The sequence below is a fragment of the Streptomyces antibioticus genome (assembly GCF_002019855.1).
Classification (GTDB): Bacteria; Actinomycetota; Actinomycetes; order Streptomycetales; family Streptomycetaceae; genus Streptomyces; species Streptomyces antibioticus_B.
Genome location: NZ_CM007717.1, coordinates 7,704,771 through 7,731,031, shown reverse-complemented (window position 1 = coordinate 7,731,031; position 26,261 = coordinate 7,704,771). Strand labels below are relative to the sequence as shown.

7 protein-coding genes are annotated in these 26,261 nt (G+C 74.8%); 5 read left to right on the top strand and 2 right to left on the bottom strand.

Annotated elements, in window-relative coordinates; translation table 11 throughout:
• Positions 1–14 precede the first annotated feature (14 nt).
• The 5 genes from AFM16_RS34910 to AFM16_RS34890 all read left to right on the top strand — a co-directional run bounded on the left by AFM16_RS34910 (position 15) and on the right by AFM16_RS34890 (position 6,967).
• The gene (locus AFM16_RS34910) at positions 15–1,361 is read left to right on the top strand and encodes an MBL fold metallo-hydrolase (protein ID WP_078636353.1); all 1,347 of its coding nucleotides are present in this window, start codon (positions 15–17) and stop codon (positions 1,359–1,361) included.
• 28 nt (positions 1,362–1,389) lie between these two features.
• Positions 1,390–2,151: a sulfite exporter TauE/SafE family protein gene (locus AFM16_RS34905; protein WP_078637192.1), complete on the top strand. Its 762-nt coding sequence runs from the start codon at positions 1,390–1,392 to the stop codon at positions 2,149–2,151.
• Between the two features lie 116 nt (positions 2,152–2,267).
• Entirely contained in the window at positions 2,268–3,995 is a 1,728-nt protein-coding gene (locus tag AFM16_RS34900) for an ABC transporter ATP-binding protein (RefSeq protein ID WP_078636352.1), read from the top strand.
• The gene (locus AFM16_RS34895; protein ID WP_078636351.1) at positions 3,992–5,809 is read left to right on the top strand and encodes an ABC transporter ATP-binding protein; all 1,818 of its coding nucleotides are present in this window, start codon (positions 3,992–3,994) and stop codon (positions 5,807–5,809) included. The genes AFM16_RS34900 and AFM16_RS34895 overlap by 4 nt, the downstream gene beginning before the upstream one ends.
• An 87-nt stretch (positions 5,810–5,896) precedes the next feature.
• Positions 5,897–6,967 carry an iron-siderophore ABC transporter substrate-binding protein gene (locus AFM16_RS34890; RefSeq protein ID WP_030783070.1) on the top strand — a complete coding sequence of 357 codons (1,071 nt, stop codon included), beginning with the start codon at positions 5,897–5,899 and terminating at the stop codon, positions 6,965–6,967.
• An 80-nt stretch (positions 6,968–7,047) separates the two neighbouring features.
• Here the strand turns inward: AFM16_RS34890 and AFM16_RS34885 are convergent, their stop codons facing one another.
• Together AFM16_RS34885 and AFM16_RS34880 are read right to left on the bottom strand one after the other, a co-directional pair.
• Entirely contained in the window at positions 7,048–7,257 is a 210-nt protein-coding gene (locus tag AFM16_RS34885; RefSeq protein WP_030783072.1) for an MbtH family protein, read from the bottom strand.
• 28 nt (positions 7,258–7,285) lie between these two features.
• On the bottom strand, positions 7,286–26,197 hold the full coding sequence (locus AFM16_RS34880) for a non-ribosomal peptide synthetase (RefSeq protein WP_078636350.1): 18,912 nt from the start codon (positions 26,195–26,197) through the stop codon (positions 7,286–7,288).
• Positions 26,198–26,261: the final 64 nt, after the last annotated feature.

The window sequence follows — 26,261 nt, the reverse complement described above, 5'->3', positions numbered from 1 at the left end:
TCAGGAGTGCGCGCGTGTTCTTCATCGACACCGTCGAGACGGCGGGACTCGGCAACCGGGGCTATCTGGCCGGGGGTTCACGGAACGCCGTCGTCGTCGACCCGCCGCGTGACATCGACCGGGTGATCGCGGCGGCGGCCCGGTCCGGGGTGCGGATCTCCCATGTCGTGGAGACGCATCTGCACAACGACCACGTGTCCGGCGGTCTGCATCTGGCCCAGGTGACCGGCGCCGCCTATCTGGTGCCGTCCGGCGCGCGCGTGTCCTTCGCCCGGACCCCGGTGGACGACGGGGACACCTTCGTCGTGGACGGGGCGTCCGGGCTGACCCTGAGGGCGCTCGCCACGCCCGGCCACACCCCGCACCACACCGCGTACGTGCTGGAGGAACGGGGCGTGCCGGTCGCGGTGTTCACCGGCGGATCCCTGCTGCTCGGCACCGTGGGGCGGCCCGACCTGGTCGAACCGCGACTGACTGGCCAACTGGCCCGCGCCCAGCACGCCTCCGCCCGTCGGCTGGCCGGCACGCTCCCCGACGACACGGCCGTGCTGCCCACCCATGGGTTCGGCAGCTTCTGCGCCTCCGCACCGGCGACCCCCGGCGCCGCGACGATCGGCGGACAGAAGACGGCCAACGCGGCGTTGACCCGCGAGGTGGACGTGTTCGTCGCGGATCTCCTGGCCGGTCTGGACGACGTGCCCGCCTACTACACGCACATGGGTCCCTCCAACGCGGCCGGGCCCGCGCCGGTCGACCTGACCCCGGCGGGGGCGGCCGACGCCGACGAGATCGCCGAACGGCTGGCGGCGGGCGAGTGGGTGGTCGATCTGCGGCATCGCGTCGCGTTCGCGGCGGGGCATGTGGCGGGGACGGTCAACTTCGAGACGGACGGGCAGTTCGCCACCTGGCTCGCCTGGCTGGTCCCCTGGGGCCGGCCGGTCACACTGCTCGGCGACTCGGACGAGCAAGTCGCTTACGCCCAGCGTGAGTTGGCGCGGGTCGGCATCGACCGGCCGGCGGCCGCGGCGACCGGCGGTCCCGCCGCCTGGCTGACCGCGGGCGAGAAGCCCGTCTCCTTCCCGCGGGCCCGCTTCGACGATCTGGCCGCCGTGCACCCGCGTGAGGGGCTCGTCGTGCTCGACGTCCGGCGGACCGCCGAGCGGGCGGGGGGATTCGTGCCCGGCTCGGTGCATCTGCCGCTGCACCACCTGCCCCGGGGCCTCGGCGACCTGCCGGACGGTCAGGTGTGGGTGCACTGCGCGGGCGGCGCGCGGGCGGCCGTCGCCGCCTCGCTGCTGGACGCCGCGGGCCGCGCGGTGGTCGCCGTGGACGACACGTTCGAGCCGGACCGGCCCTGGTGAACCGGTGTCCCCGCCCGCGCGCGCCGTCGTGACCGCCCTGGTCCTCGCGCTGGCGGCCGGCGCCCTCGTGGGGCTGGCGCTCGGCGCCCTCGGCGCGGGCGGCGGCCTGCTGACGGTCCCGGCGCTCGTCGGGCTCGGCGTGCCCCCGGTCGCGGCCGGTACCGCCGCGCTGGTCGTCGTGGCGGTCACCGCGGCCACCGCGCTCGCCCGGCACGCGCGGCAGGGCCTGGTCCGCTGGCGCACGGGGCTGCTGTTCACGGCGGCCGGTGTGCCGACCGCGCTGGCGGGCGGCGCCCTGGCGGCCCGGCTGCCGGACGCCGTCCTGACGGGCGCCTTCGCGGTGATCGCGGCGGCGGCCGCCCCGCGCATGCTGCTCCCGGGACCGACCGCCGGGGACGTCGTACGGCCGCCCCGGCCCCTGCATGCGCTGGCGGCCGGTGCCGGGCTCGGCGCGACCACCGGAGTCCTCGGCGTCGGCGGCGGATTCCTCGCCGTGCCCGCGCTGACCGCGGCCGTCGGACTGCGGATCCGGGAGGCGGCGGGAACGAGCCTGCTGGTGATCACGCTCAACTCCCTTGCCGCGCTGGCGGTCCGCGCCGGGCCCGCCGACGGGCTCGACCCGGCCGTCCTCGCGCCGTTCGCGGGCGCCGCCGTACTGGGCGCGTGGGACGGCGGGCGGCTCGCGGCGAAGGTCTCCGGGGCGGTGCTGCGGCGCGTGTTCGCCGGGGTGCTCCTGGCGGCCGCGGCCCTGATGGCCGTAGAGACGGTGGCCCTCGCAATCACATCGTGACCCGCGATCACAGGATCTCGACTCGGCGCCTGGCACCCGGATGCGATAGAAGTTAGCCTTACCTAAGTCAGTGGGTAGCTTCTCAAGTGCCGTGAGCCATCGGTCCGGAGGGAAACGTGAGCAAGGCGGACCCGCCCGGCCGGAAGGTCCTGCGGCGTGCCGTGCGCGAACAGCGTCGTGATGTGACGCTGGGCGCCGTACTGGGCATGGGACATCAGACGGGCGAGGCCCTCGTGCCGGTGCTCATCGGTCTGGCGATCGACGAGGGCGTGGTCGACGGCGACGTGCCCGGACTCCTGCTGTGGCTGGGGGTCCTGGCCGTGGTCTACGTCGGGCTGTCGTTCAGCTTCCGGTGGAGTGCCCGCGCGGGTGAACGCGCCGCCCTGACCACCGCGCACCGCCTCAGGACCGAGGTGATCGGCCGCGTCCTCGCACCCGAAGGCGGCGCGGAGGAGGGCCGGTTGCCCGGCGAGCTGGCCAACATCGCGACGGAGGACGCCAAACGGGTCGGCGCCGTGATGATGGCGCTGATCGTCGGCATCGCGGCGGCGACCGGCCTCGCGGTCGGCGCGGTCGTGCTGCTGCGGGTGTCCCTGCCGCTCGGGCTGCTCGTCCTGCTCGGAACTCCCCTGCTGCTGTGGCTCGTTCATCTGCTGAGCAAGCCCCTGGAGGCGCGCAGCGAGCACGAGCAGGAGCAGGCCGCGCGCGCCTCCGGTGTGGCGGCGGACCTGGTCGCCGGGCTGCGGGTGCTCAAGGGCATCGGCATCGAGCCGACGGCCGTCTCCCGCTACCGGCGCATCAGCCGGCAGTCCCTCACCGCCACCCTGCGCGCGGCCCGCGCCGAGGCCTGGCAGAACGCGATGATGACCGTGCTCACCGGCGCGTTCCTGGCCGTCGTCGCGCTCGTCGGCGGACGGCTCGCGGCCTCCGGGGACATCGGGATCGGCGAACTCGTCTCGTCCGTCGCGCTGGCCCTGTTCCTCATCGGGCCGCTCTCCGAGTTCTCCTGGGTCAACGCCGAGTTGGCGCAGGGCCGCGCCTCGGCCGGCCGGATCGCCGAGGTGCTGGACGCGCCGCGCGCGGTGTCCCCCGTGGCGGAGTCCGCGCGGGCGGCCGTACCGGCGGGCACCGAGACCCGGCCGGGTCTGCCGGTGGCGCTGCGCGGGGTGTCGTACGGGCCGCTGCGCGCGCTGGATCTGGACGTCGCCGCCGGTGAGACGGTCGGTGTCGTCACCGCCGACCCCGCCGACGCAGCCGCGCTGCTGCGCCTGCTCGGCCGCCGCGCCGACCCGGACGAAGGGGCCGTGGAACTGGACGGGACGGCGCTCACCGCGCTGGATCTCACCGGGCTGCGGGCCGCGTTGCTCGTCGCCGAGCACGACGCCGACCTGTTCGAGGGGACCCTGTTGGACAACGTCACCGCGGCGGTCCCGGCGGCCGTCGGAGGGGCGCGGGTCTCCGCGGTCCTCACCGCGTCCGCGACCGACGAGGTCGTCCGCACGCTGCCCGACGGCCGCGACACCGCCGTCACCGCGCGCGGGCACTCGCTCTCCGGCGGCCAGCGGCAGCGGGTGGCGCTGGCCCGGGCGCTCGCCGCCGACGCGCCCGTCCTCGTGCTGCACGAGCCCACGACCGCCGTGGACGCCGTCACCGAGGTCCGGATCGCCGCCGGGATCAGGGAGATACGCGCCGGCCGCACCACCGTGCTGGTCACCAACAGCCCCGCCCTGCTCGGGATCACGGACCGGGTCGTCCTCCTCGACGGCGGCCGCGTGGCCGCGAGCGGCGGTCACGAACAGCTCGTCCACGAGTGCGCCCCCTACCGGACGGCGGTCCTCTCATGAGCGAGCGCCCCACGGACAACGACGAGCGCCCCACCGAGAAGCGCGAGACCCCCACGCTCCTCCCCGTGGCCACCCCCGCCCGCACCCGGGCCGCCGTCGCCGAACTGGTGCGTCCGCAGCGGCGTCTGGCGCTGGGCGCGCTGACGGTGATGGTCGCCTCCACCGCCGTAGGACTGCTGGTGCAGCCGCTGCTGGGCCGGATCGTCGACCTGGCCGCCGACCGCGGCTCGGCGGCCGCCGACGCCATCACGACCACCGCCCTGCTGCTGGTCGCCGTCGCCGTCGCGCAGGGTGTCTCGACCGGGTTCGGGCTGTCGCTGATCTCCCGGCTCGGCGAGACGACGCTCGCCCGGCTGCGGGAGCGGTTCGTCGAACGCGCCCTGGGACTGCCCCTGGAGCGGGTGGAGAAGGCGGGCGCCGGAGACCTCACCGCCCGGGTGACCGCCGACGTGTCGCTGATCGCGGACGCCGTGCGCAGCGCCCTGCCGGAGTTCGCCCGGTCGCTGCTGACCATCGTGCTCACCTTCGGCGCGCTGGCCGTCCTGGACTGGCGGTTCCTGCTCGCCGCGCTGGTCGCCGTGCCGATCCAGGTCGTCACCGCCCGCTGGTACGTGGCCCGCGCGGTGCCGCTGTACGCGCGGCAGCGGGTGGCGGGCAGCGCCCAGCAGCAGCAGTTGCTCGACACGGTCGGCGGCGGTTCCACCGTGCGGTCGTTCCGGCTGGAGCGGGAGCACACCGAGCGGGTCACGGAGCGTTCCGGGTCGCTGGTGGCGCTGATGATGCAGGGTGTGCGGCTCGTGCTCGGCTTCTACAGCCGGCTGCACGTCGCCGAGTACCTCGGGCTCGCGGCGATCCTGGCCACCGGCTGCTGGATGGTCGACGCGGGCCTCGCGTCGATCGGTACGGCGACGGCGGCGGCCCTGTACTTCCACAGTCTGTTCGCGCCGGTCAACGCCGCCCTGGTGCTGCTGGACGACGCCCAGTCGGCCACCGCCGGTCTGGCGCGGCTCGTCGGCGTCACCGATCTGCCGCCGGCGCAGGCTCCGGCCCGCCCGGCGGCGACCGGCGAGGTGGACGTCATCGTGCGGGGCGTCGGCCACTCCTACCGGCCCGGCCATCCCGTGCTCAGCGGCGTGGACCTGACGGTCCGGGCGGGCGAGCGGGTGGCGCTGGTCGGGGCGAGCGGCGCCGGAAAGACGACGCTGGCCCGGCTGGTGGCGGGCATCCAGCAGCCGGCCGAGGGCACCGTCCTGGTGGGCGGGGTCCCGCCGGCCGAACTGGGCGCGGCGGGCGCGGGCCGGACGATCGCCCTGCTCACCCAGGAGACCCATGTGTTCGCCGGTCCGCTCGCCGACGATCTGCGGCTGGCGCGCGCCGACGCCACCGACGACGAACTGCGCTCCGCGCTCCAGCAGGTCGACGCCCTCGACTGGGCGGAGGCGCTGCCCGAGGGGCTGCGCACCGTGGTCGGCGACGGCGGCCACCGGCTGGACGGCGCGCAGACCCAGGCGCTCGCCCTGGCCCGGCTGGTCCTCGCCGATCCGCCGCTGGTGATCCTGGACGAGGCCACCGCCGAGGCGGGCAGCGCCGGTGCCCGTGCCCTGGAGAAGGCCGTGGCCCGTGCCGTGGACGGCCGTACCGCGCTGATCGTCGCCCACCGGCTGAGCCAGGCCGCGACCGCCGACCGGATCGTGGTGATGGACACAGGCCGGATCGTCGAGACGGGCACGCACGACGAACTCAAGGCCGCCCGGGGGCCGTACGCGGCCCTGTGGGACGCCTGGTCCGACACCCGCTCCCCCGGCGCCTCCTAGACCCCACACCCCCACGCCCCAGCGCCCTCACATCCCCTCCCCCACACCACCGCCCAGCACCACAGGAACCTACCGAAGGAACCACCGATGCCCCGCTTCCGCAGAGCGTCACGTACGGCCGCAGCGCTGGCCTCCGCCCTCGTCGTCCTCGCCACGGCCGCCGGCTGCGGCGGGGACGACTCGGACACCGGCTCCTCCTCAGCCGGTTCGAAGGCCACGGCCTCCGGGAAGTCCCAGTTCCCGGTCACCATCACGCACAAGTTCGGCAGTACGACGATCAAGTCCGAGCCGAAGCGGATCGTCACCGTCGGCCTCACCGACCAGGACGCGGTGCTCGCCCTCGGCACGGTGCCGGTGGGCACCACCGAATGGATCGGCGGCTACAAGGGGGCCGTCGGCCCGTGGGCGTCCGACAAGCTCGGCGGGGAGGCGGCCCCGACCGTCCTGAAGGACACCGGCACCGGCCCGCAGGTGGAGAAGATCGCCGCGCTCAAGCCGGACCTGATCCTCAGCGTCTACGGCGGCATCACCAAGGAGCAGTACGAGTCGCTGTCGAAGTTCGCTCCCGTGGTCGCGCAGCCGAAGGAGTACAACGACTACGGCGTGCCGTGGCAGGAGCAGACCGAGACGATCGGCAAGGCGCTCGGCAAGCCGGACGAGGCGGCCGCGGCCGTCAAGGAGACCGAGGCGAAGATCGACGCGGTCAAGGCGGAGCACCCCGAGTTCCAGGGGAAGACCGCGCTGATGGCGACGCCGTACGAGGGCATCTTCGTGTTCGGCAGCCAGGACCCGCGCTCGCGGCTGCTGACGAACCTCGGCTTCACGCTGCCCGCGGACCTGGACAAGGTGATCGGGGACCAGTTCGGCGCGAACATCAGCAAGGAGCGCACCGACCTGCTGGACCAGAACGCGATCGTGTGGATCGTCGGTGACGTCGCCAAGGACTCCGCGAAGCTGCACAAGGACGCCACCTACAAGGACCTCAAGGTCGTCACCGAGGGCCGTGAGGTGTACGTCAACGAGTCCAGCGACTACGGCAACGCCGTGTCCTTCGGTACGGTGCTGAGCCTGCCGTACGAACTGGAGCGTCTGGTGCCGCAGTTGACGGCGGCGGTCGACGGCAAGCCGGCCACGAAGGTGGAGCAGCCCGCCTCCTGATCCGGCGGATGTGAGCATGACTGAGGGGGCCGACGGTGTCGGCCCCCTCAGTCATGTCCCGGCGTTTTCCGCCCTGTTGCTCAGCCGTCCATCGACTCGGCCAGGCTGCGCGGCCGCATGTCGGTCCAGTGGGTCTCGACGTGCTCCAGGCACTCCTGGCGGGAGGCGGGCCCGTGGACGGTCCGCCAGCCGGCCGGGACGTCCACGAAGTCGGGCCACAGGCTGTGCTGGTTCTCGTCGTTGACGAGCACCAGGTAGACGCCCTCGGGGTCCTCGAACGGGTTGCTCATGCCGATCCTCTCCATGCCCTCGCGGTCCTCACCGCTGCTGCTTCCTCTCCGCACATGCGACGAGGCCCTCCAGTGCCCTGAACCACGTGCCCGCGAGATCCTCGACGGTCTCGCGCGCCAGCAGTCCTTCCAGATAGGACCAGTGGGCGGCCAGTACCGGCCCGTCCGCCCGGTCCTCGGTCACGACGTTGATGCTCAGGGCGTGGCCCTCGCGCATCGCCGCCTCCGGGCCGATGTCGGCCGCGTCCTCCTCGGGCGCGTACGACCAGTCGGTCTCCTCGGGGATCCCGAACCGGCCCAGGTAGTTGAACTCCACGCGCGCCTGCTCCCGGCCCGCGAGCACGTCGCGGGTGCGCGGGTTGAGGTGGCGCAGCAGACCGTAGCCGACGCCGTTCGCGGGCAGTGACGCGAGGTGCTCGCGCACCCTGCGCACGGCCTCCTCGGCGGCCGTGCCGCCGTCGAACGCCTCGGCCGGGTCGACCGGTCCGGCGTCGAGCCGTACCGGGAAGACGCTGGTGAACCAGCCGACCGTACGGGACAGGTCGACGTCGTCACCGGCGAGTTCCTCCTCGCGGCCGTGGCCTTCCAGGTCGACCAGGAGCGTGCGGTCGGCGCCGCCCGTGCGCCGGCGCCAGTCGGCGACGGCGAGGGCGAGTCCGGCGAGGAGGACGTCGTTGACGGCCGCGCCGAACACGGCGGGCACGGCGGACAGCAACGGACCCGTGCGGTCGGCGGGCAGCCGCAGCACGACCTCGCGCTGGGTGGCGGTGGTGTCGCGGTCCGGGTCGGGCTCGCGCAGCAGCGGCAGCGGTTCGGTGCCGCCGTCCAGGACCTCGGTCCAGACGGGGAGTTCCGCCTCCCGCTCGGGTGCCTGGGCGAGCGTGGTGAGCAGCCGGGACCAGCGGGCGAACGAGGTCTCCACGGGCGGGACTTCGGCCGGGCGGCCGGCGCGCACCCGCTGCCAGGCCGTGGCGAGGTCAGGCAGCAGGACGCGCCAGGACACACCGTCGACGACGAGGTGGTGGGCCATCAGCAGCAGCCGTCCCGGCCGGTCCCCCGCGTCGAACCAGACGGCGCGGACCATGGCGCCGGTGTCCGGGTCGAGCAGGGCCCGTGCCGCCTCGGTGTGCCGGCGGACCGTGTCGCCCAGCTCCCGTGCGTCCAGGCCGGTGACGTCGACCCGGTCGAGCCAGCCGGCGGCGTCGACCGCGCCGGTGGGCGGCACGTGGAGCGACCAGTCCTCGGTGTCCTCCCGGGTGGGCCGGACGAGGGTGGCGCGGAGCAGGTCGTGGCGGTCGGCGAGCGACTGGAGGACGGCGGTGAGGCCGGGCAGGTCCAGTTCGGCCGGCGTGCGGACCAGGGCCGCCTGGTGGTAGGTGGCGAAGGGGCCGCCCAGTTCGCGCAGCCAGTGCATGACCGGGGTCAGCGGCACGCTGCCGGTGCCGTCGTCCACGGGGCGCGGCGCGGCGGTGTCGGCGGTCTCGGCGACGGCGCCGAGGGCGGCGACGGTGCGGTGGCGGAACACCAGCCGGGGGCTGATGCGCAGCCCGGCCGCGCGGGCCCGGCCGACGAGCTGCATGGCGACGATGCTGTCTCCGCCGAGGGCGAAGAAGTCGTCGTCCACGCCGACCCGTTCGAGGCCGAGCACCTCCGCGAACACCGTGCAGAGCAGTTCCTCCACGGGCCCTCGGGGGGCGCGCCCCGAGGACAGGGCGGTGAAGTCGGGCGCGGGCAGCGCGGCCCGGTCCAGCTTGCCGTTGGCGAGCTGCGGGAACCGCTCCAGGACCACGACGGCAGCCGGGACCATGTGGTCGGGCAGGCGGGCGGCGACATGGCCGCGCAGCAGGGCAGGGTCGGGTGCAGTGTCCTGGGCCGGGACGACGTAGGCCACGAGCAGCTTGCGCGGCCCGTCTTGACGGACCGTCACCAACGCCTGGCCGACGGCCGGGTGGGTGGTGAGCGCGGCCTCGATCTCGGCGGGTTCGATACGGAAGCCGCGGATCTTGACCTGGTCGTCGGCGCGGCCGAGGTAGTCGAGGCGGCCGTCGGCGGTCCAGCGGGCCAGGTCGCCGGTGCGGTACAGCCGGGATCCGGGCGGCCCGAACGGGTCGGCGACGAACCGCTCGGCGGTCAGGCCGGGGCTGCCGAGGTAGCCGCGGGCCAGTCCGCCGCCCGCGAGGTACAGCTCGCCGGGCACGCCGGGCGGCAGCGGCTGGAGCAGGTCGTCCAGGACGTAGGCGCGGGTGCCGGTCACCGGGCGTCCCACCAGCGGGCGTTCGCTGTCGCGGACGCGGGCCACCAGGGCGTCGACGGTGGACTCGGTGGGCCCGTAGAGGTTGAACGCCTCGGTGCCGCGCAGTGCGGCGAGCCGCTGCCACAGGGCGACCGGGACGGCCTCGCCGCCCACGCCGACGACGGCGAGCGGGCAGTCGTCGCCGCTCAGCAGGCCGCTGTCGGCCATCTGCGCGAAGAACGACGGGGTGACCTCCAGGAAGTCGAGCCGGTGGTGCAGCACGGCCCGGGTGACCAGCTCGGGGTCGCGGCGCACCTCCTCGGACAGGACGTGGACGCAGTGGCCGTCCAGCAGCCAGAGCTGGGGCTGCCAGGAGGCGTCGAAGAAGAACGACCAGGCGTGCCCGACCCGCAGGTGGGCGCGTCCGGCGGCCTCGACGGCCGGGCCGTACAGCGTCTCGCGGTGGCTGTGGAAGAGGTTGCCGAGGGTCTCGTGGGTGACGACCACGCCCTTGGGGCGGCCGGTGGAGCCCGAGGTGTAGATGACGTACGCCGGGTGGCGCGGGGTCAGCGGGGCCGTGCGGTCGGCGTCGGTGAGGTCGGCCGGGTCGTGGGCGGCGATCCGTGCGCGGATCGCGGGGTCGTCCAGGAGCAGTGGCGCGGTGCCGTCCGGGAGGTTCGCGGCGAGGTCGGCGGTGCTGAGGGTGAGGACTGGTCCGGCGTCGGCGAGGACGTCGGCGGTGCGCTCGGCGGGGGCGTCGGGGTCGAGGGGCAGGTATCCGGCGCCCGCCTTGTGGACGGCGAGGACGGCGGTGAGGAAGTGGGCGGTGCGGGGCAGGGCGAGGGCCACGAACCGCTCGGGTCCGGCGCCCGCCTCGACCAGGAGCCGGGCCAGCCGGTTGGCGTCGGCGTTGAGCCGGGCGAAGGTCAGCTCGACGCCGTCGGACGCGGCGGCGGGCCGCTCGCCGTGGCGGCGGGCCTGGGCCTCGAACAGGGCGGGCACGGTGGTCGGCGGGCTCGCGAGGGGCGTGCCGTGCCAGCCGCCGGTGAGGCGGGTCCGCTCGTCCGGGTCGAGGATGTCGATCCGGCCGAGGGTGCGGTCCGGGTCGGCGGTGACGGCCTTCAGCAGACGCCGCAGCCGGTCGGCGAAGGACTGGGCGGTGGCGGGGTCGAACAGGTCGGCGCTGTATTCGAGGACACCGTCGACGCCGGTGCCGTCGGCGCGTTCCACGAAGTCGAAGGAGAGGTCGAACTTGGCGGTGGTGCCCTCCACGTCGTCGCGGCGGGCGAGCAGTCCGGGCAGGCCGGTCTCGTCGTCGCCGGACGCCAGGTGGACGACCATCACCTGGAACAGCGGATGCCGGGCGAGGGAGCGGGCCGGGTTGAGGGCGTCGACCAGCCGCTCGAACGGCACGTCCTGGTGGTCGAAGGCGGCCAGGTCGGACGCCCGGACGCGGGCGAGGAGTTCGCGGAAGGTGGGGTCGCCCGAGGTGTCGGTGCGCAGGACCAGGGTGTTGAGGAAGAAGCCGACGAGCTCGTCCAGGGCGGCGTCGGTGCGGCCGGAGATCGGGCTGCCGACCGGGATGTCGGTGCCGGCTCCGAGCCGGGTGAGCAGGGTGGCGACGGCGGCCTGGAGGACCATGAACACGCTGACGCCGTTGTCGCGGGCCAACGCGTGCAGGGCGGCGCCGAGTTCGTGGTCCAGGGACAGGTCGGCCGCGCCGCCGCGGTAGCTGGACTCCAGGGGGCGGGGCCGGTCGAAGGGCAGCGCCAGTTCCTCGGGCAGCCCGGCCAGGGTCTGCTTCCAGTAGGCGATCTGACGGGCCGACAGGCTCTCGGGGTCCTGTTCGTCGCCGAGGACCTCGCGCTGCCAGAGCGTGTAGTCGGCGTACCGGACGGGCAGCGGCTCCCACTCGGGGGCGTGTCCGGCGGTGCGGGCGGCGTAGGCGAGGGCCAGGTCGCGGTTGAGGGGTCCCTCGGACCACTCGTCGCCCGCGATGTGGTGCAGGAGCAGCAGCAGCGTCCAGTCCTGGTCGCCGGTGCGGAACACCTGGACGCGCAGCGGGGGTTCGCGGTCCAGCTCGAAGCCGTACGCGCCGGCCTCCGCGAGGAGTTCGGGCAGCAGGTCCTCGTCGGTGTCGGTCACCTCGAAGGGGATCCGGGCCTCCTCGGGCGGCAGCACGTGCTGCCGGGCGCGGCCCTGGTCGTCGGGGAAGACCGTGCGCAGTGTCTCGTGCCGTTCGACGAGGTCGTGCACGGCCGCGCGCAGCGCGTCGACGTCCAGGTCCCCGGTCAGCCGCCAGGCCGAGGGGATGTTGTACGTCGCGCTGGGGCCCTCCACCTGGTAGAGCACCCACAGGCGCTGCTGGGCGGAGGACAGCGGCAGCGGGCCGGTGTGCTCGCGGGCGGTGAGCGCCGGGCGGGTCGGGGCGGCCGCGTCGGTGAGGTGCCGGGCGAGCCGGGCCGGGGTCGGGGCGTCGAAGACGGTGCGCAGCGACACCTCGGCGCCGAGCGCGGCGCGGATCCGCGCGGTCAGCCGCATGGCGAGCAGCGAGTGGCCGCCCAGGGCGAAGAAGTCGTCGTCGACGCCCGCCTCGGGCACGCCGAGGACCGCCGCGAACGCCTCGCACAGCAGGTCCTCGCGGGGCGTTCGGGGCCGGCGTCCGGAGGTGAGGGCGCCGAGGTCGGGGGCGGGCAGGGCGCGCACGTCGAGCTTGCCGGCGACGGTGCGGGGCAGGGCGGGCACGGTGACAAAGGCGGCCGGGACCATGTGCGCGGGCAGGGCGGCGGCGCTGCGGGCGCGCAGCTCCGCCGGGTCCGGGTCGCGGTCGGCGGCCGGGAGGACGTACGCCACCAGCCGGGGTACGCCCGGGGTGTCCTCGCGGACGACGACGGCGGCCGTGGCCACGCCGGGCAGGCCGGCGAGGAACGCCTCGATCTCGCCGGTCTCGATGCGGAAGCCGCGCAGCTTGACCTGGCCGTCGGCGCGGCCCTGGAACTCCAGGGAGCCGTCGCGGCGGCGGCGCACGAGGTCGCCGGTGCGGTACATCCGGGTGCCGGCCGGGCCGTAGGGGTCCGCGGTGAAGCGCTCGGCGGTGAGGTCCGGGCGGCCCAGGTAGCCCCGGGCGAGGCCCTCGCCCGCGAGGTACAGCTCGCCCGTCACGCCGACGGGCACCGGGCGCAGCGCGGCGTCCAGGACGTGGGCGCGGATGTTGTCGAGCGGGGCGGCGTGCCGGCCGGCGGTGTCGCTGTGCCAGCCGTAGGCGTCGACGGCGCTCTCGGTGGGGCCGTACAGGTCGTGGACCTGGACGCCGGGCAGGGCGCACAGCCGCTCCCACAGCGGGGCCGGGGTCGCCTCGCCGCCGACGGCGATGACGCCGGGCAGCGGGGCGCCGGGCTCCAGGAAGCCGTGGTGGAGGAGTTCGCGCAGATAGGTCGGGGTGACGTCGAGGAAGTCGATGTCCTCCCGGCCGAGGAGGGCGAGGAGCGCGGCCGGGTCGGCCAGGGTGGCCTCGTCGGTGACGTGCAGTTCGTGTCCGGCGAGCAGCCAGATCAGCGGCTCCCAGGAGCCGTCGAAGCTGAACGACGCGGCGTGCGCGGCCCGCAGGGCGGTGCGGCCGAGGGCCTGTTCGGCGGGCCGGATCAGGTCGTCGTGGTGGGCGCCGAAGAAGTTGCTCAGACCGCGGTGGGTGCCGACGACGCCCTTGGGGGTGCCGGTGGAGCCGGAGGTGAAGATGACGTACGCGGCCGCCGAGGGGGCGGGGGCCGGCGTGTCGGCCGACGTCCCCTCGTACGCCGCCGCTTCGTCGTACAGGACGACCGACGGTCCCTCGGGGAGCTTCGGTGCCAGCTCCGCGGTGGTCAGGACGCACAGCGGGGCGGTGTCGCGGAGCATGAACTCCAGGCGGTCCGCCGGGTATTCGGGGTCGAGCGGCAGATAGGCGGCGCCGGACTTCAGGACGCCGAGGAGGGCCGGGACCATCAGGTGCCGGGGCAGGGCGAGGCCGACGACGCGTTCGGCGCCGGCGCCGCGCTCCCGCAGCAGGCGCGCCACGGCGTCCACCTGGGCGCCCAGTTCGCGGAAGGTGAGCCGGGAGTGGGCGGTGGCCAGGGCGGGGGCGTCGGGCCGGGCGCGGACGACGTCGTCGAGGATCTCCGGGACGGAACGGGTCTCCAGCGGGCGGTCCGTGGCGTTCCACAGGGTCGCCGCGGCCGTCTCCTCCGCGGCGGTGAGCACGCGCAGCGTGTCCACCGGGCGGGCGGGGTCCCGGGCGACCTGCGCCAGCAGGTCCACGAACCGGTCGGCGAGGCCCGCCGCGGTCTCCGGGTCGGTGAGGTCGGTGGCGTACTCCAGCAGGAGGGCCATGTCGCGGCCGGGGCCGTGGTCGACGACGGTGAAGTCCAGGTCGAACTTGGCCATCCCGTTGTCCATGTCGAACCACTCGGTGTCCAGGCCGAAGAGGTCCGGGTCGCCGTCGGGGCGGTGGTGGTAGCCGAGCATCACCTGGAACAGCGGGTTGCGGTCGGCGGCGCGGACCGGGTTGACGGCCTCCACGACCCGGTCGAAGGGCACGTCCTGGTGCTCGAAGGCGGCCAGCGCGGATTCCCTCACCCGGTCGAGGAGTTCGCCGAAGGTCGGGTTGCCGGACAGGTCGGTGCGCAGCACGAGCGTGTTGACGAAGAAGCCGACGAGGTCGTCCACCGCGCTGTCGGTGCGGCCCGCGATGGGGGCGCCGAGCGGGATGTCGTCACCGGCGCCGAGCCGGTGCAGCAGCGCGGCGGTGGCCGCCTGGAACAGCATGAACATGCTGACCTGGTGGGTGGCGGCCAGGTCGCGCAGGGCGGCGCCGGTGCCGTCCGGGAGGGTGGCGCGGACCACGGCGCCGTGGCCGGTGGCGCGGGCGGCGCCCGGCCGGTCCAGGGGCAGCGGGATCTCCTCGGGCAGCCCGCCGAGCGCGTCCGTCCAGTAGGCGAGCTGGCGCTCCCCCAGGTCGGCCAGGAGGCGTTCCTGCCAGAGGGTGTAGTCGGCGTACTGCACCGGCAGCGGCGCCCACGCGGGGGCGTGCCCGGCGGTGCGGGCGGTGTAGGCGTGGTTCAGGTCGGCCAGGAAGGGCCGGTCGGACCATTCGTCGGTGGTGATGTGGTGCAGGACGACGGCCACCACGTGGTCGTCGGCGGCCAGGCGCAGGACCCCGGCGCGCACCGGGAGGTCGCGGGCGAGGTCGAACGGGCGCCGCCGGGCGTCCTCGATCCACGCGGCGAGACCGGCCTCGGTGCCCTCGGTGACCAGGAACTCGGGCTCGGCCTCGCCGGGCGCGGCGATCCACTGGCAGGGCTCCCCGTCGGCCTCCAGGAACCGTGTGCACAGAGCCTCATGACGGTCCGTCACGTCATGGAGGGCGGTGCGCAGGGCGTCGGTGTCCAGGGCGCCGCGGAGCCGGAACACGAGCGGGAAGTTGTAGGCGACGCCGTCCCCGGCGATCCGCTCCACCAGCCACAGGCGGCGCTGGGCGGCCGACAGCGGGATGCGCGCGGGCCGGTCGGTGACCGGCGTCAGGACCGGGCGGGCGGGGTGTCCGACCTCGGCGCGCAGCGCCAGCGTCTCGGGGGTGGGCGCCTCGAACAGGTCACGGATGGCGAGTTCGGCGCCGAGTTCGGTGCGGGCGCGGCTGATCAGCCGGGTGGCCAGCAGGGAGTGGCCGCCGAGGTCGAAGAAGTTGTCCTCGGCGCCGGTCCTGGGCAGGCCGAGCACCTCGGCGAACAGCCGGCACAGCACCTCCTCGACGGGGGTGCGCGGGCCGCGCCCGGCCGACAGGGCGACGGCGGGCTCGGGGTCCGGCAGGGCGCGGGCGTCGAGCTTGCCGTTGTCGTTCATCGGCAGTCCGGGCAGCACCACGAACGCGGCGGGCACCATGTAGCCGGGCAGCCGCTGTCCGAGGTCGTCGCGGAGCCTGCGGACGAGCGCGGTGTGACCGCGGCCCGCCGCCGGGGTGTTGGCGTACGGGGCGTCCTCGCGGTCGGCGCGGGCCCGGTACAGGCCGGAGGTGCGCGGGGTGGCGGTGCCGGGCACGAACACGGCGTCGTAGCGGCCGGGTTCGCCGGACCAGGTGGTGAGCAGCCGGTGGCCGGTCTCGTGCGCGAGGTCGCGCAGGTCCTCCGGTTCCACGCCGGTGGCGTCGAGGCCGGTGGGTCGTCCGGTGTCCAGGGCGCGCAGGGTGGCGAGGTCGCCTGCGGTGCGGGCGTCGGGGATGCCGGTCACCCGCAGCGGTCCGGTGCCGTCGAGCCGGGCGCGCAGCGCGTCGGGGCCGGTCCAGTCGACGGCGGGGGCGTCGGCCACGGGGAGCGCGTCGCCCTCGTACAGCACGACGTCGTACCGGTAGCGGGTGAGTTCGTTGTGGTGGCGGCCGGCCTTGGTGCGCAGGTCGACACCGACGCCGAGGGTGGTGAACCAGTCCGGGTCGACGAGGAGTTCCTTCTCCAGGGCGAGGCCGCGTTCGACGGCCCGGCGCAGCGCGTCCGGCGCGGTGTCCGGTTCGGCGCGGGCGGCCTGGATGCCGGCCTGGAACACCCGGGCCTGGCGCAGGTCGCGGACGTCGCCGAGGAAGAGGGCGCCGCCGGGGGCGAGCAGGCCGAGCGCGCCGCGGATCACCTGGTGGAGGTGGTCCAGGCTCGGGAAGTACTGGAGGACGGAGTTGATGACGACCGTGTCGAAGTAGCCGGTGGGCAGGCCCTCGGTGTCCTCGGCGGGCTGGCAGCGCAGTTCGACCTTGGCGGCCAGCTCGGGGACGGTGCGCACGCCCTCGGTGAGCTTGCGGATGACGGGGGCGGCGAAGTCGGTCGCCCAGTACGCCTCGGCGTCCGGCGCGAGCCGGGACAGCAGCAGGCCGGAGCCGACACCGATCTCCAGGATGCGGCGGGGCTTCAGCTCACGGATGCGGGCGACGGTGGCCTCGCGCCACTCGCGCATGTGCTCGACGGGGATGGGGGTGCCGTCGTAGGAGCTGTCCCAGCCGGCGAAGTCCTCGGTGAACAGGGCGGTGCCGATCTCGGTGTACTCGGCGGAGTAGATCTCCTGCCACTCACCGATCTGCTCGCGTTCGGCCGACTCCCGTGCCTCGGCGTCGGGTTCGGCCGGGACGACGTACGCCACCAGCCGCTTCGTGCCGGGCGCGGCGGTGTCGTCGCGGGCCAGGACGGCGGCGCGGGAGACCTCCGGGAGCTGCGCCAACGCCGTCTCGATCTCGCCGAGTTCGACGCGGTGGCCGCGGATCTTGACCTGGTCGTCGGTGCGGCCGAGGAAGTCGAGGTTGCCGTCGGCGCGGCGGCGCACCAGGTCGCCGGTGCGGTACATGCGCTCGCCGGGCAGCCCGTAGGGGTCGGCGACGAACCGCTCGGCGGTCAGGCCGGCCCGGTCCAGGTAGCCGCGGGCCAGGCCCACGCCGGCGATGTACAGCTCGCCCGCCACCCCCTCGGGGACGGGGCGCAGCCAGGTGTCCAGGATCCGGGCGCGGGTGGCGCGGATGGGCTTGCCGACGGTCGGGGTGGCGCTGTCGTGGGTGCCGCCGCCGAGGGTGTTGATGGTGTACTCGGTGGGCCCGTACAGGTTGTAGCCGTAGGTGCCCTCGGTGTCGCGCAGGGTGTTCCACACGGTCTCGGTGACGGCCTCGCCGCCGAGCAGCACCAGCGGCGGCCGGTGCCCCTCCAACAGACCCTCCTCCAGCAGGAGATGGGCATAGGTGGGGGTCACGTTGACGACGTCGACGCGGTGTTCCTCGCAGTACGCCACCAGGGCGATGGCGTCGCGGCGCAACTCCTCGTCGCAGATGTGCACTTCGTGTCCCTCGACGAGCCACAGCAGCTCTTCCCAGGACATGTCGAAGGCGAAGGACACGGTGTGCGCGATGCGCAGCCGCCGCCCGCCGGCCGAGGCGATGGCCGGGGCGAAGATCTCCTTCTGGTGGTTGAGCTGCATGTTGGTCAGACCGAGGTACGGCGTGACGACGCCCTTGGGCCGGCCGGTGGAGCCGGAGGTGTAGATGATGTACGCCGGGTGGTCCAGGCTGAAGGACACGGTGACGGGGCCGGCGGACTGCGCGGCGAGTTCGGCGGCCGTGCCGGGGTCGTCGAGCAGCAGGCGCGGGGTGTCGCCGGTGAGGGTCGCCGAGACCGCCCGGTTCGACAGCAGGAGCAGCGGGCGGGCGTCGGCCAGCATCAGGGAGAGCCGCTCGGCCGGGTGGTCCAGCTCCAGCGGCAGATAGGCGGCGCCGGTGCGCAGGACGGCGAACAGGGCGACGACGGTGTCGATGGAGCGGGGCAGGCCGAGGGCGACGACCCGCTCGGGTCCGGCGCCGTGGGCGATCAGCAGCCGGGCCATGCGGTTGCAGCGTGCGTCGAGTTCGGCGTAGGTGAGGGTGGCGGAGCCGAAGACGAGGGCCGTGTCGTGCGGGGTGCGCAGGGCCTGGGCGGCCAGCATGTCGGCGATCGTCTCGTGCGGTACGGGCTCGCGCCGCTCGGCGTCCTCGCGGGCCAGCAGGGCGGTCTCGGCGGGCAGCAGCCCGTCCAGTGAGCCGACCGGGGCGGCCGGGTCGGCGACCAGCCGGCCGACGAGGAGCACGAAGCGCTCCAGGAGGGCGCGGGCGTAGCCGTCGTCCAGCAGGTCGGGCCGGTAGGCGAGGGTGACGCGGACGCGTTCGCCGGGGGTGACGACCAGGTTGGCCGGGTAGTGGGTGGCGTCCACGTTGGCCACGGCCGTCGCGCCGTGCCGGTCGCGGAGTTCGGCGAGCCGCTCCTCGGTGTCGGCGTTGCGCAGCACGAACAGCGTGTCGAACAGCCGCCGGTGGCCGGTCTCGGCCTGGAGGACACCGAGGCCCAGGTACTCGTACGGCATCAGCGCGAGGCGTTCGCCCTGGATCCGGCGGAGCAGGTCGAGGACGGGTTCGCGCGGGTCGAAGGCGATGCGGGCAGGCACGGTGTTGAGGAACATGCCGATGACGTTCTCGACGTCGGGCACCTCGCTGGGGCGGCCGGCGACGGTGGTGCCGAAGGCGATGTCGGTCCGGCCGGTCACGGCGGCCAGCGCCAGGCCCCAGGCCGCGTTGAGCACGGTGTTCAGGGTGAGGCCGTGGCGGCGGGCGGTCTCGCGCAGCCGCTCGCCCACCTCGGGGTCGAGGAGGGCGTCGAGCTGCTCGGGGATGACGGGTTCCAGGCCGCGGTCGGAGACGGCGGGCGCGAGCAGGGTCGGCTCCTCGAAGCCGGCCAGGGCGGTGCGCCAGGCGCCGGTGGCCCGGGTGTCGTCCTGGCGCTCCAGCCAGGTCAGGTAGTCGCGGTAGGAGCCGGGCTCGGCGAGGCCGGCCGGGTCGCCCGCGGTCTCGTACAGGGCGAAGAGCTGGTCCAGGAAGAGCCAGGCGGACCAGCCGTCCCACAGGATCAGGTGGCGGCCGATCACGAGCCGGTCGCCGCGGCCCTCGCCGAGCCGCACGAGCAGCATGCGGAACAGCAGCGGGCGGCCGAGGTCGAAGCGGCGGGAGCGCTCCTCGTCCATCAACTCCCGCAGCCGTACGTCCTGTTCGTCGCGGGTGAGCGCGGACAGGTCGACCTCGGTGACGGGGATCTCGGCGTCGCGGACGATGAACTGCACCGGCTGGCGCAGCCCGTCGCTGGTGAACCCGGCGCGCAGGCTGGGGTTGCGGGCGAGCAGGGTCCGGGTGGCGGCCGTCAGACGTGCGGTGTCGACGCGCTCGGCGAAGTCGAAGGACTCGTGGACGGTGTAGACGTCGAGGGTGCCGTCGTCGTAGGTGGAGTGGAAGAACAGGCCCTCCTGGAGGGGGGCGAGCGGCCAGACGTCCTCGACCCGGCCGGGGGCGAGGCGTTCGACGCGCGCGTGCTCCTCCTCGGTGAGCGTGAAGGCGGGGGCGGGCTCGGCGGTCCCGGCCTCGTCCAGGGTCGCGGCGGCGGCGAGCGCGGCCGGGGTGCGGTGCTCGAAGACGTCGCGCGGGTCGAGGACCAGACCGGCGCGGCGGGCCCGGCTGGAGACGGCGATGGAGGTGATGCTGTCGCCGCCGAGCAGGAAGAAGTCGTCGTCCACACCGGCGTCGGGGAGCTTCAGCACGGCGGCGAAGATCTCGGTGAGGAGCTGTTCGCGCGGGGTGCGCGGGGCGCGGGCCTCGGCGCGGACGGCCCGCGGGGCGGGCAGCGCGTTCCGGTCCAGCTTGCCGCTGGGGGTGAGCGGCAGGGCGTCGAGGACCACCCAGGCGCCGGGCAGCAGGGCGGCGGGCAGGACACCCGCGAGCGCGTCGCGCAGGGCGGTGACGTCCGCGGTGGCACCCGCGGACGGGACCGGGACGACGTAGGCGACGAGCGCGTTGTCGCGGACCGTGACGGCGGACTGGGCGACCTCGGGCAGCGCGGTCAACGCGGCCTCGATCTCGCCGAGTTCGATGCGGTTGCCGCGCAGCTTGACCTGGCGGTCGGTGCGGCCGAGGTACTCGATCACGCCGTCGGCGCGGCGGCGCACCAGGTCGCCGGTGCGGTACATGCGGGTGCCGGGCGGGCCGTAGGGGTCGGCGGTGAAGCGCTCGGCGGTCAGTCCGGGCCGGGCGTGGTAGCCGCGGGCGAGCTGGACGCCGGTCAGGTACAGCTCGCCGGGCACGTCGTCGGGGACCGGGCGCAGGCAGGTGTCCAGCACGCGCAGGCCGGTGTTCCACACCGGCCGTCCGATGGGCACGGAGGGGCCGTCGTCGGTGCCGTCGTAGCGGTGGTGGGTGACGTCGACGGCGGCCTCGGTGGGACCGTAGAGGTTGTGCAGCGGGACGCCGGTCAGGGCGTGCCAGCGGGCGGCCGCGCCGGCCGGCAGGGCCTCGCCGCTGCTCAGGACGCGGCGCAGCGAGGCGACCCAGGCGGGGTCCTCGGTGACCTGATCGTGCTGGAGGAACGCCTCCAGCATGGACGGCACGAAGTGCATCGTGGTGACGCGCTCGGCGCGCACGAGGGCGGCCAGGTAGGCCGGGTCGCGGTGGCCGTCGGGGCGGGCCAGGACCACGGCGGCGCCTTCGAGGAGCGGCCAGAAGAACTCCCAGACCGACACGTCGAAGCTGGACGGGGTCTTCTGGAGGACCCGGTCGTCGGCGGTCAGGCCGTAGGCGCCCTGCATCCAGGCGAGCCGGTTGACGATGGCGCGGTGGGTGACGACGACGCCCTTGGGGCGGCCGGTGGAGCCGGAGGTGTAGATCAGGTAGGCGGGGTCGTCGGGGCGGGCCGGGACGGGGGCGGCCGTGCTCGGCTCGTCGGTGTCGAGGAGGAGGACGCGGGTGCCGTCGGTGTCCGGGAGGCGGTCGGCCGTGGCGGCGAGCGTGATCACCGTGCCGGCGCCGGAGTCGGTGAGCATGTGCGCCACACGGTCCACGGGGTAGTCCAGGTCGAGCGGCAGATAGGCGGCGCCGGACTTCAGGACGCCGAGGAGGGCCACCATCAGCTCGACCGAGCGGGGCACGGCGACGGCGACGAACTCGCCGGGGCGGGCGCCGCGTTCGGCGAGCCGGGCGGCGAGTGCGGTGGCGCGGGCGTCGAGTTCGGCGTAGGTGAGGCGTTCGGTGCCGAAGACGACGGCCGTGGCGTCCGGGGTGCGGCGCACCTGGTCGGTGAAGGCTGCGGCGAGCGTGGTCGCGGGGACCTCGTGCTCCTCGCCGTGCGGGTGGGCGCGCAGGGCCTCGTCGGCGGTGAGCGGGTCGAGCGAGGCCGCGGTCCGCGCCGGGTCCTCGGCGATCGCCTCCAGGAGGCGGGTCAGCCGGTCGCCGAGGACGCGGACGCGGTCGGCGTCGAGGCGCTCGGCGTGGTGCTTGAGGCGCAGGTCGAGGCGGCGGCCGGGCTTGACGATGAGGGCCAGCGGGTAGTGGACGGCGTCGTTGAAGGCGTCGGCGGTGATGCGCACGGTGCCGGTCGCGTCGTGCAGGTCGGCCTCGGCGGGATAGTTCTCGAACACCACCAGGGTGTCGAAGAGTTCACCCTCGCCGGCGTGGCCGGCGAGCCGCTGGATCTCCGCGAGGCCGAGGTGCTGGTGGTCGAGGAGACGCGCCTGCTCGTCCTGGAGCCGGGTGAGGAGGTCCGCGAGGGTGGCGCGCGGGGCCCAGCGGAAGCGGGTGGGCAGGGTGTTGATGAACAGGCCGACCATGGAGGCGATGCCGTCGACCTCGCCGTCACGGCCGGAGACGGTGGTGCCGAACACCACGTCGTCGCGGCCGGTGAGGGTGCCGAGGAGCAGGCCCCAGGCGGCCTGGACGACCGTGCCGAGGGTGACGCCGTGCTCGCGCGCGCGGTCGGTGAGCAGGGCGGTGGTCCGCTCGGTCAGCTCCACCCGCACGTGCGCGGGCCGTACGGCACCGGCGACGGCCGGGGCGGTGACGAGCCGGGTCGGCTCCTCCAGGCCCGCGAGGGCGGTGCGCCAGGTGTCGCGCGCCGCGTCCCGGTCCTGCTCGGCGAGGCGGCGCAGGAAGCCGCGGTAGGGGGCGACTTCGGGCAGTCCGGGCTCGTCGGTGCCGTAGAACGCCATGAGTTCACGGTGCAGGACGGGCAACGACCAGCCGTCGGCGACGATGTGATGGAACGTCAGCACCAGGCGGCTGCGCCGGTCGCCGAGGCGGATCAGGGCGCAGCGCAGCAGCGGCGGGGCGGCCAGGTCGAAGCCGGCGGCGCGCTCGTCCTCGGCGACGGCCGCGCCGAGGCTCTCGCGGACCGTGGCGTCCTGGGCGGTGAGGTCGACCTCGCGCCAGGGCAGGACGGCGTCCCGGGTGATGATCTGCACGGGGGTGCCGTCGGGGCGCTGGCGGAATCCGGCGCGCAGGGGCGCGTGCCGGTCCAGGAGGCGCTGGGCGGCGCGGCGCAGGGTGGGTCCGTCGACGGGTCCGGTGAGGTCGAGGACCTGCTGGACCACATAGGTGTCGCCGTCGGCGCCGCCGGTCAGGGCGTGGAAGAAGAAGCCCTGCTGGAGCGGGGTCAGCGGCAGGAGTTCCTCGACGGCGAGCGGGTTCGTGCCCTGGATCTCGGCCAGTTCGGCGACGTCCGCCTCGACGAGGGGCGCGTCGGGGGTGCCGGTGCGCTCGTCGGTGCGGGCGACGGCGGCCTGTGCGAGGGCCTCGACGGTGCGGTGCCGGAACACCTCGCGGGTGGTGAGCCGCAGCCCCGACTCGCGGGCGCGGACGAGGAGTTGGATGGCGGTGATGCTGTCGCCGCCGAGGGCCAGGAAGTCGTCCTCGGCGGTCACCGAGTCCAGGCCCAGCACCTCGGCGTACAGGGCGCACAGGAGCTTCTCGCGCGGGGTGCGCGGCGGGCGTCCGGAGCTCATCGCCGCGTAGTCCGGGGCGGGCAGGGCGCGGGCGTCGATCTTGCCGCTGGGGGTGACCGGCAGGGCGTGCACGGGCACGAAGGCGGCGGGGACCATGTAGTCGGGCAGCCGGTCGGCGGCGTGGCCGCGCAGGGTGCGCATCAGCGCCGTGACGTCCCGGAAGGGGGCGGGGCGGTTGGCGTGCGGGTAGCCGCCGGCGGTGCGGTACAGGCCGGCGAGGGGGCCGTCGCCGTCGTCGACGGTGAGCACGGCGTCGAACGCGCCGTCGTCGGAGGCGCCGTTCCAGGTGAGCGCGGCGCGGTAGCCGTGGGCGGCGGCGAGGGCGTGCAGGTCCTCGGGGTCGGTGCCGGCGGCGGCCTCGCGGCTGCTGCCGTCCAGGGCGCGCAGGGCGGCGAGGTCGTCGGTGAGACGGGCGTTGGGCACGCCGGTGATCCGCAGCCGGGCCGGGCGCTCGGCGAGCAGGGCGGTGAGCCCGGCGGGGCCGCCGGTCTCGCCCCAGGGGACCTCCCGCTCGTCGGGCACGGCGATCGCGGTGTCGGCGGCGCGGAGGACGACGTCGTAGCGGTAGCGGCTGAGTTCGTTGTGGTGACCGGCCCGCTTGAGGCGGATGTCGGCGTCGAAGCCGTCCAGGGCGGCGAAGAAGTCGGGGTCGAGGAGGAGTTCGCCCTCCCAGCGCACCGAGCGTTCGACGGCCTCGCGCAGCGCGGTCTTGTCCTCGGGGTCGGGGCCGCCGGCGGCGCGCAGGGTCTCCACGGCGGCGCGCAGGGTGCGCAGCAGCCGCAGGTTGCGGACGTCGCCGACGAGGATCCGGCCGCCGGGCGCGAGCAGGGTGGCGGCGCGGCGCAGCACGTCGGCGAGGTAGTCGGCGCTCGGGAAGTACTGGGCGACGGAGTTGATGACGACGGTGTCGAAGTGTCCGGCGGGCAGCCCGTCGGTGTCGTGGGCGGGCCGGGCGCTCAGCTCGACCTTGGCGGCCAGCTCCGGGAACGCGGCCAACTGGCCGCGCAGGGCGGCGATCGCCTCGGCCGACAGGTCGGTGCCCCAGTAGGACTCGCAGTCGGGGGCGATCGCGGACAGGATCAGACCGGAGCCGACGCCGATCTCCAGGACCCTGCGGACGTCACCGAGGCCGCGGATCGCGGCGACGGTCGCCGCGCGCCACTCGCGCATCTCCTCGACGGGGATGGGCCGGCCGTCGTACATGCTGTTCCAGCCCGCGAAGTTCTCGCGGAGGCCGTCGGTGTGCGCGGGCGCGCCCTCGGAACCGGCCGCGCGGTAGAGCAGTTCGTGCAGTTCGCGCCACTCCTCGACACCGGCGTCCGGGTCGTCGTCGCGCGGGGTGTCGAGGGCGGGCACGACGTACGCGGCGAGCCGCCGGTCGCCGGGGCGGTCCTCGCGGGCGACGACGGTGACCTGGTCGACGGCCGGGTGGGAGCGCAGCACGGACTCGATCTCGCCGGGTTCGATGCGGAAGCCGCGGATCTTGATCTGGGCGTCGGCGCGGCCGAGGAACTCCAGCCGTCCGTCGGGGCGCCAGCGCACCAGGTCGCCGGTGCGGTAGAGGCGTTCGCCGGGGGCGCCGAAGGGGTCGGCGACGAACCGTTCGGCGGTCAGGGCGGCGCGGCCGAGGTAGCCGCGGGCGAGCCCGGCGCCGCCGAGGTACAGCTCACCCGTGACACCGGGGGCGACCGGCCGGAGCGCGGCGTCGAGGACGTAGGCGCGGGTGCCGGGGTCGGGGACGCCGATCGGGACGATGGAGCCGGCCGGGATGTCCGGATCGCACAGGCCGAGCGTGGAGTTGGTGGTGGCCTCGGTGGGGCCGTAGGCGTTGAACATCATCCGGCCGCGGGCGTACCGGCCCACGAGTTCCGGGGAGACGCGCTCGGTGCCGGCCAGCAGGGTGGCGGTGGGCGGCAGTTCGACGTCGTCGGGCATCGCCGCGAGCAGGGCGGGCGGCAGGATCATGAAGGTGATGCCGTGCCGGTGCGCGTAGTCGGCCAACGGGGCGCCGGGCATCCGGAGTTCGGCGGGGACGACGACGAGGCGGCCGCCGGAGAGCAGGCCGAGGCACAGGTCCCAGAACGCCACGTCGAAGCTGGGCGAGGCGAACTGGAGGACGCGGCTGTGCGGGCCGATGCCGAACCGTTCGCTCTGGGTGGCGACGAGCTTGGCGACACCGGTGTGCGCCAGGACGACACCCTTGGGGCGGCCGGTGGAGCCCGAGGTGTAGATCACATAGGCCGCGCCGAGGACCGTGAGGGGCGCGCCGCGGTCGGCGTCGGTGGGGTCGTGGGCGGGGCGTCCCGCCAACTCGGCGACGGTGTCCGGGGCGTCGAGCGCCAGCGTGCGGGTGCCGTCCCGGCCGGGGAGGTCGCGGGCGGTCTCCCGGTCGGTGACGAGGCAGACGGGCGCGGCGTCGTCGAGCATGTAGGCGACGCGGTCGGCGGGGTAGTCGTGGTCGATCGGCAGATAGGCCGCGCCCGACTTGAGGATCGCCACCTCGGTGACGAACAGGTCGACGGAGCGGGGCAGCGCCAGCGCGACGATGCGCTCGGGGCCCGCGCCCCGGGCGATCAGGGCGTGCGCCAGGCGGTTGGCGCGCTCGTCGAGTTCGGCGTAGGTGAGGTGCTCGTCGCCGAGGACGAGGGCGGTCTCGTCGGGGCGGGCGCGGACCTGCTCGGCGAACATCTCGGGCCAGGTGCGGGCCGGGACGGTGTGCTCGGTGGCGTTCCAGTCGAGGACGACCTGCCGGTACTCGTCCGCGTCCATCAGGGCGAGCCGGGATATGGGCGCGTCGGGGCGCTCCAGGGCGTCGGCCAGCAGGGTCCGGTAGTGGCCGAGGAGCCGGTCCACGGTCGCGGCGTCGAAGAGGGCCGGGTCGTAGGTCGCGCGCACCTCGCCGTCGCCGGTCTCCAGCAACAGGTCGACGGGGCCGGGCAGTTCACCGGCCGGGCGGTCGGCCGTGCCGAAGGCGGCGTTGAGGAGGAGCCCCCCGCCGCGGGTGGGCCGGGGCGACACTTCGTCCACGAGGAGCGAGACGGGCACCCGGTGGGTGACGGCCTCGTCGTAGGACTCGCGCACGCGCCGCACCAGTTCACGGAAGGCGGGTTCGTGGTCGGCGGAGACCCGCACCGGGAGTCCGTCGTGGCCCACCGTCAGGTCGAGCGCGGAGCTGTGGCGGTGCAGCAGGGCGACGAAGGCGGCGAGCGCCTCGGTGTCGGAGGCGGCGGGCAGTCCGGTCAGGACACGGCTCTCCCGGGAACCGGCGTCCGGCTCCGGACCGTAGGGGCGGTCGACGGGCAGTGAGATCTCCGCCGGAAGCGGAGTGAGCGTACGACGCCAAAAGGTCAGAACTTCTTCGGACCCGCACACGACAGTGCCTCCCCAGGCTACGTCCCGGCCTCGAGCCGGAGGATCGCCGCCATAGTAAGGTAAG

What these genes read in the sequence shown, in the direction of transcription:
- AFM16_RS34885 (WP_030783072.1), bottom strand. Translation starts at nt 7,257, where the DNA reads ATGAGCAACCCGTTCGAGGACCCCGAGGGCGTCTACCTGGTGCTCGTC.
- AFM16_RS34890 (WP_030783070.1), top strand. Translation starts at nt 5,897, where the DNA reads ATGCCCCGCTTCCGCAGAGCGTCACGTACGGCCGCAGCGCTGGCCTCC.
- AFM16_RS34895 (WP_078636351.1), top strand. Translation starts at nt 3,992, where the DNA reads ATGAGCGAGCGCCCCACGGACAACGACGAGCGCCCCACCGAGAAGCGC.